The sequence below is a fragment of the Nonlabens agnitus genome, assembly GCF_002994045.1.
GTDB classification, from domain to species: Bacteria; Bacteroidota; Bacteroidia; order Flavobacteriales; family Flavobacteriaceae; genus Nonlabens; species Nonlabens agnitus.
Window position 1 is genome coordinate 305,758 of the sequence record NZ_MQUC01000003.1, and the last position, 16,402, is coordinate 322,159.

General features: G+C 37.9%; 9 protein-coding genes and 1 pseudogene. 7 read left to right on the forward strand and 3 right to left on the reverse strand.

Annotation, left to right across the window (positions count from 1 at the left end; all coding sequences use genetic code 11):
- Nucleotides 1-16: 16 nt before the first annotated feature.
- The 3 genes and pseudogenes from BST86_RS01605 to BST86_RS01620 form a co-directional block, all read right to left on the reverse strand.
- Nucleotides 17-598: a DUF4194 domain-containing protein gene (locus tag BST86_RS01605; RefSeq protein WP_105981729.1), complete on the reverse strand. Its 582-nt coding sequence runs from the start codon at nucleotides 596-598 to the stop codon at nucleotides 17-19.
- Nucleotides 595-2,057: pseudogene (locus tag BST86_RS15160) on the reverse strand (DUF3375 domain-containing protein). The gene BST86_RS01605 and the pseudogene BST86_RS15160 overlap by 4 nt, the downstream one beginning before the upstream one ends.
- Entirely contained in the window at nucleotides 2,050-2,958 is a 909-nt protein-coding gene (locus BST86_RS01620; protein WP_105981732.1) for a helix-turn-helix transcriptional regulator, read from the reverse strand. The pseudogene BST86_RS15160 and the gene BST86_RS01620 overlap by 8 nt, the downstream one beginning before the upstream one ends.
- Before the next feature lie 170 nt (nucleotides 2,959-3,128).
- On the opposite strand from BST86_RS01620, the gene BST86_RS01625 reads away from it, so the two are divergent.
- From BST86_RS01625 to BST86_RS01660, 7 genes are all read left to right on the forward strand, one after another.
- Nucleotides 3,129-3,458 (forward strand): hypothetical protein, encoded by a 330-nt coding sequence (locus BST86_RS01625; RefSeq protein WP_105981733.1) that lies wholly within the window; start codon nucleotides 3,129-3,131, stop codon nucleotides 3,456-3,458.
- A 47-nt stretch (nucleotides 3,459-3,505) separates the two neighbouring features.
- Nucleotides 3,506-3,721, forward strand: coding sequence for a hypothetical protein (locus tag BST86_RS01630; protein ID WP_105981734.1), 216 nt, complete (start codon nucleotides 3,506-3,508; stop codon nucleotides 3,719-3,721).
- An 87-nt stretch (nucleotides 3,722-3,808) separates the two neighbouring features.
- On the forward strand, nucleotides 3,809-6,085 hold the full coding sequence (locus BST86_RS01635) for an ATP-binding protein (protein WP_105981735.1): 2,277 nt from the start codon (nucleotides 3,809-3,811) through the stop codon (nucleotides 6,083-6,085).
- The gene (locus BST86_RS01640; protein WP_105981736.1) at nucleotides 6,067-8,259 is read left to right on the forward strand and encodes a hypothetical protein; all 2,193 of its coding nucleotides are present in this window, start codon (nucleotides 6,067-6,069) and stop codon (nucleotides 8,257-8,259) included. Before BST86_RS01635 ends, BST86_RS01640 begins: the two co-directional genes overlap by 19 nt.
- Before the next feature lie 1,598 nt (nucleotides 8,260-9,857).
- The gene (locus BST86_RS01650) at nucleotides 9,858-10,307 is read left to right on the forward strand and encodes an OmpH/Skp family outer membrane protein (RefSeq protein ID WP_242446437.1); all 450 of its coding nucleotides are present in this window, start codon (nucleotides 9,858-9,860) and stop codon (nucleotides 10,305-10,307) included.
- 287 nt (nucleotides 10,308-10,594) lie between these two features.
- On the forward strand, nucleotides 10,595-10,927 hold the full coding sequence (locus BST86_RS15005) for a hypothetical protein (protein WP_242446438.1): 333 nt from the start codon (nucleotides 10,595-10,597) through the stop codon (nucleotides 10,925-10,927).
- Nucleotides 10,928-11,514: 587 nt separating this feature from the next.
- Nucleotides 11,515-16,365: a hypothetical protein gene (locus tag BST86_RS01660; protein WP_146126685.1), complete on the forward strand. Its 4,851-nt coding sequence runs from the start codon at nucleotides 11,515-11,517 to the stop codon at nucleotides 16,363-16,365.
- The last annotated feature ends 37 nt before the right edge of the window (nucleotides 16,366-16,402 follow it).

Consider the following 16,402-nt stretch of genomic DNA (forward strand, 5'->3'; position numbering starts at 1 on the left):
TTCACTTGATATTGTGCTAAATAGACTCGACATAATCTTCTAATTGATTTTTAAAATCATTTAATACATCAAGTGAGACTTTGTCTTTTATGATTTTATGAATAATATATTTTGGTTGCTCATCACTCTCGTTTACTTCCTTTAAATACTTTAAATCAATAATCTTATTGATGTAGGTATCGAGGTCCTTTAAGAATTGAACAGTGTTATACTTTTGAGGTAGGAAACGCTCGATTTCCGCTTTGAGGTCTTCTTTGAGAATGTACTTTATTCTTGACTGAATTTCTACAGGATTATTCTCATAGTCTTCTAACATCTGCCTTAGAATAACCAGCACTACTGAAACCTCAAATCCTATGGCTCTTCTGTTTACTAATCCAAGTGTATTGTTATCTTCATCGATGATAAATTGTTTTAAAAAGGCGTAACCATCTTCTTCTCGGATAACCAACTCTAACCCAATAATACTGAGGTAGTCCGCAATTTCTTTTTTGTAAAAAACAACATCTTTCCAGTTGTTATCTTTCTTATTTACCGTTCCTTTAAGTAGTCTTACAACTGCTTTGGAATAGGGCTGTATTTTTTCTAATAAATTCATTTTACTATTAAAATTTGTGGTATTTGTATAGACTTGTTCTTTTCATTGTCAAACATTACTGTGTGCGTTTCATCACCTTGAAACTCGTAAGTGAAATCTTGTAAAACCTCGAAGTAGCCAAACAACTCTGGTAATCCTTCAGAAATTCCTCCACTTACATTTATTACCTCGGTCAGTGTAGTCTGGTTAGCGGTCTTAAGAACATTTTTAATGTTTGATTTTAGCTTTGTTTTGTTAATCGTTTTTCTGGTAACAACAGCTTTAAAATCATCTGCTAGAGTAATATTATTGTCAGCTCTTGTAGGTCTTGTTTTATAGGTATGAATCTTCTTTTTCTCAAAAGTGAGTTTTCTCTCAAATGGAATATTGAATTCAATTCCTGTTTCTAACGCCATCGATAAATCTGGTCGTACTCTATCTTCGCTTATGACGGAAAGATGCTTTTTAATATCTTGAATTAATTTTTTGACTATCAACTTATCTACGGCATTCCCTTCTCTAATTATTCGGCTTAATTTTTCAGCCATTTTATCGTTCGCCTCATACACCTTTTTACCAGACTTGAATAAATAGCGTTTTATACCTTTAAGAAAGGTGTCATCACTTTTTATTCCTTTTTCATCCAGTTTATTATACAGCTGTTCGGTAAGATTTTTCCATTGTTCTTGTAGAGAACGGTCCATTAAGAACTCCCAGAAAGCATAAAAACTTTTTCCTTGATGACTTTCCTTTAACCTATCGAGAGCATCAAAAGTAAAGTCTAATACATCACTTTTAGATAGTGACTGGTCTAAGTGCTTTTGGTAGATTTCATTTGTGATTTTCTTGAAGTTATCCTCTACTTCTTTAAAATCTGATAATAATTCTCTGGCAGTACTGTTAAGCCTGTCGAACATTGGTATAATTTGAAAATCATCCAAAGTCTCAACTTCTTTACCCATTTTTAAGTCCTGAATTTGCTCTTCCAGTTTTGCTTTTTTTCTTCGAGACTTTTAATCCTTTTATTGACGTTCGCATCGGTGTTTTCTACTAAATCCTGCAATTGATTAAATACATCCTTGAACTTGGAATCGGCACCTACAAACTCCTTTTTCTTTAACGTATGTAACCAGTTTATTGTCTTAATGGTATAAGGCGATAACTGGTAGACAACATCACCATTGTCATTGTAATAGTTGCTTAAAAATCCGCTATCCGTCCATTTTTTAATAGACCTTTTGGACTTTACTTCATACGTATCAAAGGTCTGATGAATCTCTATATCATCTTCTATATCAACCTCATAATGTTCAAGATAATCTTCTAATAGCCTATGTAAATCATCAGACAATATTGAGCTTCTATCTTGGTTGAACGTATCATAAAAGAACGTGATTACGATGTCTAACTTTCGCAACTTAAGTAGATTAACACTTGGCGAATCCTTTAAAATATTTTTTATGTTTTCCTTTTCAGACATAATTACTCATCATTTCGTTAATGCGGTTTTTCATTTTTTTTCTCAACCATTTTGGCTCCATAACCACCACCTTTTCACCCATTTTTAATAGTTGCATCTCAAGCTCATAATTAGGCTTGAGTTTGTAAATTACAGTTCCCCAATCATCTCCAGAATCCAAGCACACTTGCGACTTGTGCAATGGCAGGCTTTTTAAGTATTTTAATTGATTACTTTCGACAGAGAGCATTACTTTTTGTACCTCATCGGTTTCATCAAAGTTGAGACCTACCACATCACCATAGGCTTCTATTTGCTTTTCATACGCCTTTTTAGTTTGGGCATTTTTATCAGTAATCTGAAGATTGTTTATTCTATCCAATCCAAAACTTCTTATGTCCTCAATATCTTCTGGAACGGCTATGAGATACCATCTTTTCAAATATTCCTTTAGTCGTAGCGGTGTAACGGTATATGTTTTGGATGTTTTGTTTAAGTAATTTTCTTTTCTAAAAGTTAACTTTCGCGAAAGCGTAATTGCCTTTAGTATTCTGGCCATATTATGTAGCCCAGTAAATGCCGAACTGTCATCAGGAATCACATATTTATTGAAACTTGAATAATCTCTCATTCCTTCTTCATAGATTTCTGCCAGAGAAGAAAACTCGGCAAATTTTAAAAACCGATGCACGCTATTATCTTCTTCTACCAGAAGATAACCACGCTCTGCTCTGTTGTAACTTATCTCAATGCCAAAATTGTCTTTAAGATTTTTCAAATCGCGCTCAAAGGTTCTGGGCGTCGTGTCTATATCATAGTCACACAACAACCTTTTAATCAATTCCTGTTTTGAAACACAACCCTTGTGCGTTGTGATATGCACAATGCAGGATAACCTTTTAAGTAAAGTGTAGTTTGCCATAATATTGAAAATCAAAGATAAATACTCATATCGCCAAATGGTGTCGAAGTAAATTTAATTATTAAACGCCACAATATGGCGAAGTAAAATTGTTATTTTGCAATAATTAGTTTTTAATCTTTTCGGATTAACAAGAATATATGGTGCAACTTTTAATACAATATGCTTAGATGCCTTATTCTGGAGGCAGTGCAATAAATGGTAGTGTATGGTATCAAAATTGGTACCTGGCGCTTGAAGTAGCGAGAAGTCATTTTGAAGCCAACAGGATAATTTATACAGAAAACTTTATTGATATCATCAATATTATTGATGATATAAAAATTGTTGATGGTAAGCAGACGAGGTATTTTAAAGTAAAGTTTCGCTCACCTAACAAAAATCTGCATTGGGGCATTGGAGATTTATCTTCTCAAAATATCATTACCCACTTAAGCAACAATTTGAGGCTTATCCAGACGCAGAAATTGTTTTTGTTTCTGAGAGCAACTGCTACTTAATCACAGAAGTTTTCCAAAGGGCACGAAATTATGTCTCTACTGGGAATATGGATATGGCATTAGAATCGAAGTGGTGTATTGATTTATGGGAAAGGGCAAAGGTGGCTTTTGGCTATGACGATATTCAGCTATTTAGATTGGCAGAAAAAGTAACGATGTGTTGTTTACCGCAATATGATATCAAGCAACTTGTAGAGCATCGTTTCATGGGAACAGGTCAACAAAAGGCAATTGCAAAGTTGTTTTACGAAAAAAGCACATAGTACTCAATAAACAAAACTCGAATAAGAAAGGAAAATATAAATCAATGGTTACTGGAAGATGGAATTGTATTATAATTTAGAAGTAAAATGAAGCAAGAAGTTTACGCAAATAGAGCCTTAGATTTTAACACCCTTAAACCAAGAGAGTTTGAAGAGGTAGTATATCATTATTTTAAGGACCAGATTAAAAATGGTCTTTATGAAGGCATTTACGATGATGCTGAGTTGTCATCAGGCGTGGCAGAAAAGGGTGCGGATGTAATGTTGTTTTTAAAAGGTAAAATCAAAGGCGTCGTTCAATGCAAAAAGCTTGCAACAAATATTGGCGTTACAACAGTTCTTTCAGAGATTGTAAAACTACTTTCATATCACATCTTAGAGAGACAGTTATCTAATAATGATGACTCCCAGTTGATTTATGATATTGATGACTTTACTTATTACTTTGTTGTTTCCAAGGACTTCACACAAGGTGCAAAAACCTACTTGTCAGGTTTTAACACCCAGTGGAAAGAACCTGGTGTAAAACCGATTTTTAATAAGCTGGTCAAGCAAAAAACATTTGCAGAGCTTGATAAGAAAAGAGCTTATGAAGAACTGTTGTTATTACTTAATGAAATTAGTGTTGCCACATTAAATGGAGTGGATTTAGACCCTATTGTACGATTGAACAATGCTATAATTAACCGCTATTTCTATCGTGCCGAACTTACTCCTTCAAAAGAATCTCAAGAGGTAACTAAGCTAGACCCAACTCAGACTTTTGATCTGAAAGAAGCGAATAAAAAAATCGAGCTAATTTCTAATGATATTACAAGGGTAAAATCACACTTTGGCAAGATTAAAGATTCTACCATTGAGAGAGAGGAAGTCCAAGATATTTTTAATTGGATTTTGAGCAAACTAAAGGAAAACGAATCTAATATTGCTGTAGTTGCTGGTAATGCAGGAATGGGAAAGACCGTAATTATGTCTGCCGTTTATGATAAATTGAAAGAAGGAAACATTCCTGTAGTATCGTTTAAGGCAGATAGGATGACATTTAGTACTTTTAAAGAGCTAAATGAGGAATATAGCTTAGAGGTAGATTTTGAATACTTGTTCAACGAGTTCATTGGTGCAAGGGAACGTGGTGTTATCTTGATTGATCAAATCGATGCACTGTCTCAGGCGCTTTCTTCAGACTTAAAACCGCTTCGCTTTTACGACAATCTAATACAGCGTTTTAAAAACCACCCCAAGGTTAAAATTGTAATTTCAACACGAATTTACGACCTTAATTATGACCCAATTATTGCTAACTATAAAGGCAAAAAAACCTTCAAAATAGGGCCACTTGATGTAGCAACAGTGAAGGAGGTTTTAGTATTGCACAATATTAAGCCCAAAAAGAAATTTTCTGATAGCTTTATAAAGCTTTTGACCGTACCACTTCATCTCGAAGTGTTTTTAGGAGTTTACAAAGAGGGATTAGATGTGAATGAGATTAGGAATTTACAAGACTTGTATTCTGAGTTATGGCGCCAGAAAGTATTGAGAAAATCCAACATGATTACTTCAAGAAAACCTTCTGATTTTATTTTCGCTGTCGCGGAAAAAATGTACGAAAAACAAGTTATTAGTATTGATTCACTCTTATTTGAAGACGAATATGACAAAGAAATAATTTACCTCAAATCTACTGGCATCATAAACCAAGGTAATAAGGTTGAGTTCTTCCACCAGTCGTTTTTTGATTATGCCTACGCGCGCAACTTTCTCAAATCTGAAAAAGATTTGGTGAAAAATCTACTCAATAGACACCAAGGATTGTACGTGCGTTCAAAAGTTAAGCAAGTACTTAATTACAAGCGAAATGTTGATTTTGAAGACTATATCAATGATGTAGAGTCTTTATTGAAACATTCGGATATTCGATTCCACATAAAGTTATTGGTTATGCAACAGCTGGCGTTTCAAGAAGAGCCTACGATAGAGGAACAAGATATTGTAGAGCAGTTTATTTTTATTGACCAAGACCTTTGCAGTGCCTTTGCATCTTTAATTATGGGTTCCGGTTGGCAATATTTTTTTATAGACAGAAACATTTTTACGAAGTCTATTGAAGAAGACGACAATACCTACAGAAGGCAAATATTGCAATGCTTTAAACCACTTGCTATTCAAGATAACCAATTATACCTACTTCAGTATTATAATAATCTTAAAGACTCAACCACAAAAGATGAATTGATTCTTGATTACTTGTGGCACGTTCAAAACGTTAAAGAAAGGCTTGCTATAGATATGGTCGAACAGGTTTTAAAAGAAAAAACAACTTTAGGAAAGAGTATTGGTTTTATAGAGTGTTGGAGCATAGTGTAAAGCATTTTCCAGATTGGGTTGCGCAAGCTTTATTCGAGCATATTGACATTAAAGAAGGTGTTGATATTGCAGATGACCGAAATTACTTTTATCCATCACATCAAGGTGGCCAAGCTTATGAAAAACTTTGGGAAATACATCCAGATGTAGCTTATGACTTGGTTAAAAGAATTATTAAAGAAATCATAAGCAAACGTAAGTTTGATAGAGGCGGTTCTATTATAGTAGATTCTGCATACCTATTATATGACCGTAAGAATATCGATCTTTACAAACACTACGAGCAGTTAGATAAATTACAAGAATATCTTGAAAAGAATTATCCTAAAAGACCAGAGTTTGTAAAAGCAGAAGTGCAACAATTTTTGGCTTCCAGCTACATCACAGAAATAATCATAGCATTTACGGTCATATACAAATATCCACAAACATTTGAGGATGAAGCTTATGAGTTTTTTATCAAAAAAGGAAGATTAGACGAAGTTTATGGACTAAATCAATATCTCAAGTATATGCTGTTAGAGGTTTTTGGAGAAATGTATCATGACCTAACCACGAACCAGCAAAAAGTTATAGATGAAAATGTCATTTCCAAATTTCAAAAAAAGAGTGAACTAAGTGTAGACTATAAAAAAACCTTTAATAAAAGTTGGTATGGGATTGGAAAATACGAGTTACTTTCTTCAATCAAATCAAAAGGAAATCTGCCTAAAAGTTGGGAAAAAGACTATCAAGAACTATTTAGAAAATTTGGAAAGACCGAAAATAAAGAGCCAGAAGGAATAAAAACATATGTTAACCGTGACCCTATCGAAGGCAAATATGATGCGTTTACATTTGATAACTGGAAGACAAGTTTTAAAAAATACAAGCATACCAATAAAAACTACGACTCTTGGAATTACCCAGCAGAATATGAACACGGGAGAAGATTTGCCGATGTGGTTACTTTAGATGCTGATGAATTCGTTCCTTATCTAAAACAAATCATTGAGGATAAAGAGATTTCTAACACTTATGTTGTCAAAGGTTTAGAAGGACTAAAAGATGGTAAAGTAAAACCAGATGTGCTGAAGAATTTAATGCTTCAGGCCATTAACGAAAGAAACTTTGATTATGAAAACAAGCTTTATCTTATTTGGTTAAACCGATATTTTATTGAAAAAAAGAAAGTGTATCCAGAAATATTGGATTTTCTGAAAGAGGCTTTAGAAAATGGCGATGAAGGTCGTGAGCTTGGTAACGATGCACTCAACAGAGGTGCAAATTCGGTTCGTGGAGCAGCGGCCAGTGCATTGGTGGATTATAGTTTTGATGAAAAGAGCTTTGACTTTATCTGTGACACCCTAACTGTTTTGGTTGACAATTCGCGACCATCTACACGTGCAGCTGCCATACATAAAATGCAATATTTACTAAGGCACGATAAAGAAAGGATACTTAGTCTATTCCTTAGGTTATCTAACGATTTTTCGCCAGGAATACTAAAGGTTTCAATAATGCCATTACAATATCTGGTACACTACAGATTTGATAGACTTATTCCGTTTTTTAAAGAAGCCCTGAAAGTTAAAGAAGCTAATAAGGAAATTGGGAAACTTATCACGTTGGGTTATTGTAATTCGTATGATGGTGCATCAGATTTGTTAGAGGATTTTCTAAAAGTTAATGAACCCAATAGTGTTATCAAAACCGCACTTGAATTTATTGAGCATAGTCATCAAATTGAAAAAGCTTTAGAGATAGTTACCCGCTTTCTGGATTCAGATTCAAAAGAAATTGGGGAGATATATAATCGTTCGTTTTTCCATATTAAACCAAAGGATTTCTCAGCAATTAGAACCTTCTTATTTGCTTACGTAGACTCCAATGTCGGTAAATGGCGGGACCATCCTTTTTACGATTTCTTACTAAAATGTTCCAGTGACCACTACAATGATTGTATAAAATTAGCAAGCAAGTATGAAAATCATTTTGGTATCGATGTATCTCAGCGTACTTTAAGAAATGAACCATTGAAAGTTATCATTAATGCCTACAACGCTGTTCGAGAATATAGAAAAGATAGCCCAATGGCGGATATGGCACTAGATATCTTTGATGGTATTCTTAAGAATGAAGAGTATCGAGATTCTTCTGCCTATAGGATATTAGAAGACGTAGATACTTACTAGGCTAAGTACTTTTTCGCGAAAGCGTATCAAAATAAAATGTAAGGACAATTATTTCAGACTTGTTGCTGAGAATTTTTTTGTGAAATTACGTCAAGTAGAAGCATCTAAGCTCAACTAGTTATCGCAGAACATAATAAATCACTTTGAGCTAATCCCAAAGGATCGACCAATTACTGAATTGTGTTGTGAAAAAATATACAGCATTTGCCTTCGCAAAAGATAACTGATCGAGGCTTTTCTTAAGATGGTTTACAACCGATCAAAATCACTGCGTTTGGAGTTTGCTTATTGACGATAAGTCGTGAGATGAAGCCATCCAAGCAGCTATCTCGGTCAGCTTGCCGTATGCAAGACCTCATGGCGCCACTCAAGCAAAGCAAAACCATCAACTTTACTGACGGTCTAAAGCATCAGGCTGCGTCCTTACCGTGTAAGGAGCGACACAGCGCTGAGCTGATTATTGTGAATATTCTAGTCTTTTGTTACTTAAAATAAAAAATGCAAATGAAGGCAACTATGAAGTAGTCTCTGGATTAATGGTAACTGATTATTCAAGAGAGATTTTTGTACGGACTCAAAACTTCTCCTCTAGAAAACCAGTATGAGATACCACTCCATTCCAGGAAGAGATAGTTCTAAGCCAATTTTAGTATTTGAATATGAATGGCTACTATGTAATTATCCAAAAAAGTATAGAGATTGACTTGGGGAGTAATAATGATCTTAATGAAACGTCCACCGGAGTGACGACAAATCAAGTGAGCATCATATTGTCAAGAAGTTATTCAGTTATTGTCGAAAATGAGTATACCAAGGTTATTCGTGAAACCTTTGTTGATTTATTTTGGTACAATTGAAAGTTCCTGAGATTGAGCGGATCGATGTATATGATTTTTTTCAAAATAGTAATTCTACAGAGGTCTTTTTTGAATTCGCTAGGTAGCTTTGAATACTCAATTGATGTATAGAGCTTTCAGCGACCAAATCTTTTTGATGAATTGGATACTGGAACTTATGACGTGACTGTACGAGATATGTAGGGTTGCGGTATTTCTAATGAAACTGTAATTGTACTGAATCACCAAGGTTTTTACCATTAATCGCGAAGCATTTAACGATGCTTGATAAATTGAAAACACAGTTGCAGACCCTGCCTCATAAATGTTTGTTTTTTACTGTTTTAGTAAACTATTTAGCAGCCTGATGGCCTGCTGACCGAGGTTGGGATGGTTTACTTTATTGTTGAGTCGCTGCTAGCAGTAATTTTGGGTTTTAGTAGTGAATATCAGGTATCATAAGTTTAATGACGAAAGTTTCTTTTAAGCGCTATATAGTAGGTTCTAATGAATGAAGAAAGGTTTATGGATAGGATATAATCACCTCTATAAAACGCATTTAATCGATGGAATATAAATTTCATTGACTTAAATTAAGTAAAAATTTTGATAATATGGGTTTGTGAATGATATTGTAGGCTTTTAATTACAGGACGCTAATCAATCTTCATGAATAAGACTACCTTACCGCTCGCCATTTTGGCGCTGATTCTTTCCATTGTCTCCTTTTTTTACCCTTTCAGCACATCCGAGCAAGTCTTTGTGGATGTTAATAAGCTGCTTGATGGCTATAAGCGCACCAAGGTGGTTCGTGCCGATTTTGAGGCCAAGGCTAAGACTCTAAATGCTAATGTAGACAGCTTGGTAGCCGACTGGCAGAAGGAGCTCAAGGTCTATGAGAAAGAACGCTCTTCCATGAGTGCCAAGGAACTGGAGCTCAAACAAGAGCTATTGGGCAATAAACAGCAGCAGATCAACAGCTACCAACAGGCCGTCCAGAAGCAGATCCAGGAAGAGGACCAGAAGGCCACCCAGACGGTGATCAACGATATCAATGACTATGTAAAGCAGTACGGCAAGGACAATGGCTATCGCATCATTTTAGGAGCCAGTGGCAGTGGTAATATCATGTATGCAGATGAGGCTGCCGACCTGACCGAAGAAGTTTTGGTCGGTCTTAATGCTGACTTTGAGGGAAGCAAGACGGAATAGTCGCACGCATGAATACAACTACCTTTCGCCTTTTATCGATAACCCTGTGTACCTACCTAGTGGGCTGCACCTCGAACACCTTTGATACACCAGAGGCAATGGCGGAATATATCAGTGATGAGCAGAATGGCTATTTGCAGAGCAAGAACGTCAAGGGCTACGATTTTTCCCTACGCTACCGACCCACGGACCTGTTGGTGGAGCAGGAGCTAGGAGAAAACAAAGACCCCAAAAAAGTAGACTCCCTAAGAAGCAAATATGGGGCATACCTATATTTCAATCTAAGCATGTCAGCCAATGACAAGGAGCTATTGAGTAGCATGGCGGGAGACCGCAGCCGCTTCGGAGAAATGGTCAATCAGCTTGCCTTCGGGATGGGAGACAAGGTACACCTGTTCACCAAGGAAAGGGATACCATAGAGATGACCGACTTTATCTATCCACGGATGTACGGGATGAGTCGCTCGACCGATATCATGTTTGTGTATCCACGAGAGGCCATAGAAAAAACCGAAGAGATCAACTTCACGGTGGAGGACCTGGACCTGTATACAGGCGAGGTACGCTTCAAGATGGAGACCGTAAAAATCAAGAACCAACCAAAACTATCATTTAGATGAGAGGAGTATTACAAAAGGTATTAGCGACAATTCTATTAATAGCAACGATGACCACAACCGCGATGGCACAGGGCCCCAATGCACCGGAAGCGGCAAGTTTTGAACCGGTGGATGCTACGGATATGGTCAATTTAGTTACAGGTGACCTCTCCTATGTGTTGCCTCTTCTGAACGTTCCCTCTCCGGAAGGAGGCTACCCTATTGCTTTGTCTTATCACGCGGGAATAGCTATGGATCAGGAGGCTAGCTGGGTTGGGCTTGGCTGGAATTTAAACCCAGGCGCCATCAATAGATCGGTAAACGGGTTTCCTGATGAGTATAACCACTCAGCAATACAAGAATATTTCTACGATGAGGGTGATACTGAAGAATTCTATTCAGTTTCACTAGGTTATTCTAATGGAGCTGTCTCCACTGGCGTTAATTTGTCTTGGGGAAGTAATAGGAGTCTTTCTGGATCTGTAAGCATTGGATATGGAGCTGAAATAGCAGGTATGGGAAGGATTGGTGGTTCCGTTTCAGCTGGAACTAACGGTGTGTCGGTTGGTGTCGGTATAACTTCAGGCGGGCTATCGCTGGGAGGGAGTATGTCATCTGGTGGGGATTTTTCTGGGAATGTAGGAATTAGCAATGATAATGGTGCTGGGTTTAATGTATCGGCTTCATCAAGTGGCACCTACTCTATAGGAGTAGATTTTAAGTCTGGAAGCAATAACCTTGTTTCACTTGATTTTAGCTTGTCATCCTCAGGGGTAGGAATCTCTGGTGGAATAATGAATAGAAATCACAATAATAAACCTGTTGGTGGTGGTGGTGTAGGTATAAATATTTCTTTTGCAAACTCCATAAGTATGGGTGATTATACCGTTAATACTAGTGGGTACATGATTCCAGTAATAGTACCCACACCGGCAGGTGTGTTCTCTGGTTCTTTTGGGAAACAGAAGGTCAGGTATTTCATGAGCAAAAATGAGGTGGACTTGATGAGCGGCCCATTATCTTTTGCATCTCAGCCAGTTTCAGATATAACAATTTATTATGTTTCGTGCGAACCGCGATATGGAAGTCGTGATTATGAATGTGCTGATAGGGAGTTCAATAATATTGGAGATGCGCAAGACTATAGGTATGAAGTTGTATCACAAGAGGATTGTGAGTGTACTATATCTACAAATTCAGAATCTACAACAAAAGCCGCTATGGATGTTCAGGAAGTGGTGATATCCAATAATACTCTCTCTGATGCAACTGACATTAAACTAAATAACCTATTATTTCCTGCTTATGATAAATATAACATTCAAGCACAAGGACTATCTGGAAATATGTCGTCTAGGTTATTTGATAATGGCGCGTTGTTTGGATTACCTAGCAAGGATTTTAAGGGAACAGAAGATGCTAAGTTCAAAATAACTTATTTGGTTGATGGAGGTACGTCAAACTTACCTGATCATTTAAAGTTTACTCAAAAACCTAAGTTTTACATGGATAATGAAATTAGCACACATTTAGGTTATACGGATGTTACCGAGGCCACCTTTAGTGTATCAACACCAAACACTTATTCAGCACAAAGTTTCTACGATAATTCTAGTGGAGTGGATATGGGATCTAAGCCTACTCGTAAAACTGCTAATTATATTGAATACTTCACTAACGAAGAAATTGTTAATCAGAATTTGAAATATAAGGGTTTTTTAAAACCTGAAATGGATAATGGATATTTAGACCGTTCATTTATGGTAAAAGAAGGTATCGGAGCTTTCAAAATAACAAGCGTTGACGGAAAGACCTACCATTATTCTTTACCTGTCTACAACAATGAGATTTTCACGAGAACCATTGGCGCCATTAAAAATAATGATGAAAGCCCTAAACAAGAAATGGATAGTTATTTTGAGAAGCAGCAAAGGGAACCCTTTGCAACACACTGGCTTTTGACTGCAGTTACAGGTCCAGATTATTATGACAACAATAACGATGGAATAGCCAACGACGGTGACTTGGGTTTTTGGGTTTCTTTTACATATGGCAAGTGGTCTGGAGCGTTTGCTTGGAAAACCCCTGCGGTTGATGACTATATTATTAGTAAAGAGGATTCAGAAATCAAGACACGAGTAGAGGGAACTAAAGAGCTTTATTACCTAAACTCTATAAAGACTAGGACTCATACTGCACTATTCACTAAAGTATTAAGAAATGTAAATAATGATGGATGGACCTATAATTCCGTTTATCACTGGAGTAGCGATCAAAATAGTAACGATTTCACGCAGAAAACTAGAATTCCGGGACAAAATAAATTAGGTCTTGATAAAATAGTGTTGTTCAAAAATGAAGATTTGGAAATTTTTACTATTAATAGGAACAATCTTTCTTCAACCGATTTGCCATCAATTTATTGGAGATATGAACATTTATATGGTATTCCTTCAATTAACAATTATGATAAAGTGGTTATGAGTTCAGATATCACTACTGAATTACTTGAAAAGGCTGAAAAAGTTATTCAGTTTGGCTATGGGGATGTTCAGAACGGGGTACGACCAATGCTAAGTCAGGTATCCTTCAATGGTAAAGGTGGTAGTAATGTAATACCACCATACACCTTTAATTATAACTATGGGCCATTCAATAGAACAGCTATATATCAAAATGATTGGGGTTATAATCGAAATAATCCCAAGGCCTGGTCATTAGCCACGATTACTACCCCAACCGGCAGTAGTATAAATATTGACTATGAGCCACACGAATTTATATCAGTGGTAGGTCATGAAGTTGAATTCAATTTAGCGCAAAATGACAAAAAAGCTGATAAGATTGAGCTGGAGAGCTATGATGACTATCTATACTACACCGTAAAGTTTGACACTGACTTCGGAGTTCAGGTCAACGATGTTTTAGATACCAAGTTCAGTAGAACGAAAAGAGCCGCTACGATTGGAGGATTTTTATACGGAGAAAAAATTACGACTCATAAGTATGACGGCATTGCAAAGGTCATTTCATCTCTTGGAAATAATAGTTTTCGGGTTAAGAGTTTGTTCGGTGTGGGAAAACTTGTCCCTGATCAAGGTATTGGAGAAGAGCTACATCTTGAGGCCAGTTACACGTTGGACAGAAGTCTGAGCAGTGCAGGTGTTCGTGCTAAAAGCATCTCAACTATAATGGGTAATAAGGTATATAAAACTGAGTACTCTTACGGCGGGAATGAGGATGGCGTGGGTTACGTAAGTTATCTACCTTATGCCCCTAGTATTTCCAAAGAGCTTCCATACAGCGCAGAACTTCCGGCGCCCGTAATCATGTACGATAATGTTGCCATGACTACTTATGATATAAATGAATCCGCTCAGGGAACTATTCGTTACAAGTTTAACATTTTGAAGGAAAAATCAAATACTTCCGTAAAATTTGGTGATTTTTATGAGATTTTTGAGACCTATTCTGCAGCGGCATATAATAACTCAAGTAATAAGGATATCGAGATATCCAAGTTTGAGGTCAGGGATAATTTGGCAAGTATAGGGCAGCTTTTGGAGGTAAGCTCCTACAATACAGAAGGGCAATTGCTGAACAGTACCTTGAATGAATACTACGCAGCTGGTTCAATGCCAGATAACCTTGGAACTACTAAGGAGTCATTCCAGACTTATAAAGAAGTGGATTTTGAGGATAGCAATCAACAAGATAAATGGATCATCAATGCTTCTACGAGGGTCAAATACCCCAATGTATTGAAGTCGACCAAAAGTATTTCTGGTGGTTATACTTTTGAGTCCACGTTTGACCACTTTAATCCAATGACAGGTCTTTCAGACATTATTATTTCGGAAGACAGCCGTGGTAATAGGTTCAAGACGGAGTCTGTATCTGCGTATAAGATAGCTGAGTACAATCCAGTGGGCGGTTATGGTATGGGTAGCAAGGTGGATGATATCACGAACAAGAATATGTTGAGCCAGCAGGCGATGAGCAAGACGTATCTGGATGTGGGCGGTACGTGGAAGCTGACCTCTGCGGATATCACGACCTGGAACAATAATTGGAGGTATCCTGTAAGTAACCCCAATGCGAGCTATGAGCAACCCAACGATCCAGCGCAGAAGATCTGGAGAAAGCACAAGAGTTACGTCTGGGATGGTCAGCTGAATGCTGATGGTACCTATCAGCTGAACGATGACGGCACCAATCGGAACTTTACCGGAGAGTACGACGGGTTCAACTGGGGACTAGGTGGCTATACCACCGATGGTAAGGGCAATACGGTGCATGCGATCACCCATGGGGCTGGTTCCAACTGGAAGCTGGCCTCGGAGACGACCCTTTACAACCATTTTTCGGCACCATTGGAGGCCAGGGACATTAATGGCAACCATGCCTCGACGAAGTACGATAAAAATTACGAGAAGGTGATCTCAACGGTCAATGCGGCCTATACGGAGCAGTACTACTCGGGTGCCGAGGATGAGGCGAATGGCCTTGTAGGCGGTCATATGAATATCTGGTACCACCAGGATGCCCAGGCGCACACGGGCAAGTATTCGGAGAATGCGGGAACGGGAAGCAAAAACTTTCGGAGTTACCCGAGACCGGTACTCAAGGCTACTGAATCCAGTAAGCGCTTCCGTGTCTCTGTTTGGGCCCATAAGGCTAATCATGGGAACGCACGTATATCCGTGGGTGGCAACTTGACCCAGTTCAGTGGAGAAAAGGTCTTTGCAGGAGATTGGGTACAGCTGAACCACTACTTTGATCTTTCAGGGCAGACAGAGGTTTTTGTCAGATCGGCCAGTGGTACGGTCTATTTTGACGACTTCCGCCTGCACCCGGTGGGGTCCAGCATGAGCAGCTATGTGTATAACGAATGGGGAGAGCTGAGCTATATCTTGGGAGCGAATAACATGGCGACGCACTATGAGTATGATGATGCGGGAAGACTGGTGCGGACCTATGTGGAGACGGCGGACAATGGTACCGTTGCTGGAGGCTTCAAGCTGGCCAAGGAGATGGACTACCGCTACAAGGCCAGCATGACCTTTACGGGTCCTCCAGCACCGAGAAATCCTTTGAGGGCTGTCAAAGAGCCGTCAGGTATAGTCAACGCCTGCGTTGAAGCCCCTCTAACCGGTGGCGGACAGACTGCTAACTACCAGTACAAGTGGGCTCAGAGCAGTAATCCTTCTAATCTAGTTTACGGCAACTGGACGACCGATTTGTGCCTGCAGCTCAACATCCAGTCCTGCAAGAGTACCTTCTATAAGGTAGCGATCCGTAATGTAGATACAGGAGTAACCAAAGAGTGGTCGGGCAGCTACTTCAACAATGATGGCTGCCCCCCAACAGACCCAGGAGGTGGCGGTCCAGTGTTAATACCTGATGGAGGCGATCCTAGTAATCCTGGTTTTGAATCCCCTGTAGATAGGTTTAATTAGAAATGAGTATAAACTGATTTATAAAATGTCATAACAT

Excerpts from the sequence above, each read along its gene's own strand:
- BST86_RS01620 (WP_105981732.1), bottom strand. The coding sequence starts at position 2,958 with ATGGCAAACTACACTTTACTTAAAAGGTTATCCTGCATTGTGCATATC.
- BST86_RS01630 (WP_105981734.1), top strand. The coding sequence starts at position 3,506 with ATGGATATGGCATTAGAATCGAAGTGGTGTATTGATTTATGGGAAAGG.
- BST86_RS01660 (WP_146126685.1), top strand. The coding sequence starts at position 11,515 with ATGTCATCTGGTGGGGATTTTTCTGGGAATGTAGGAATTAGCAATGAT.
- BST86_RS01625 (WP_105981733.1), top strand. The coding sequence starts at position 3,129 with ATGCCTTATTCTGGAGGCAGTGCAATAAATGGTAGTGTATGGTATCAA.
- BST86_RS15005 (WP_242446438.1), top strand. The coding sequence starts at position 10,595 with ATGTCAGCCAATGACAAGGAGCTATTGAGTAGCATGGCGGGAGACCGC.
- BST86_RS01605 (WP_105981729.1), bottom strand. The coding sequence starts at position 598 with ATGAATTTATTAGAAAAAATACAGCCCTATTCCAAAGCAGTTGTAAGA.
- BST86_RS01635 (WP_105981735.1), top strand. The coding sequence starts at position 3,809 with ATGAAGCAAGAAGTTTACGCAAATAGAGCCTTAGATTTTAACACCCTT.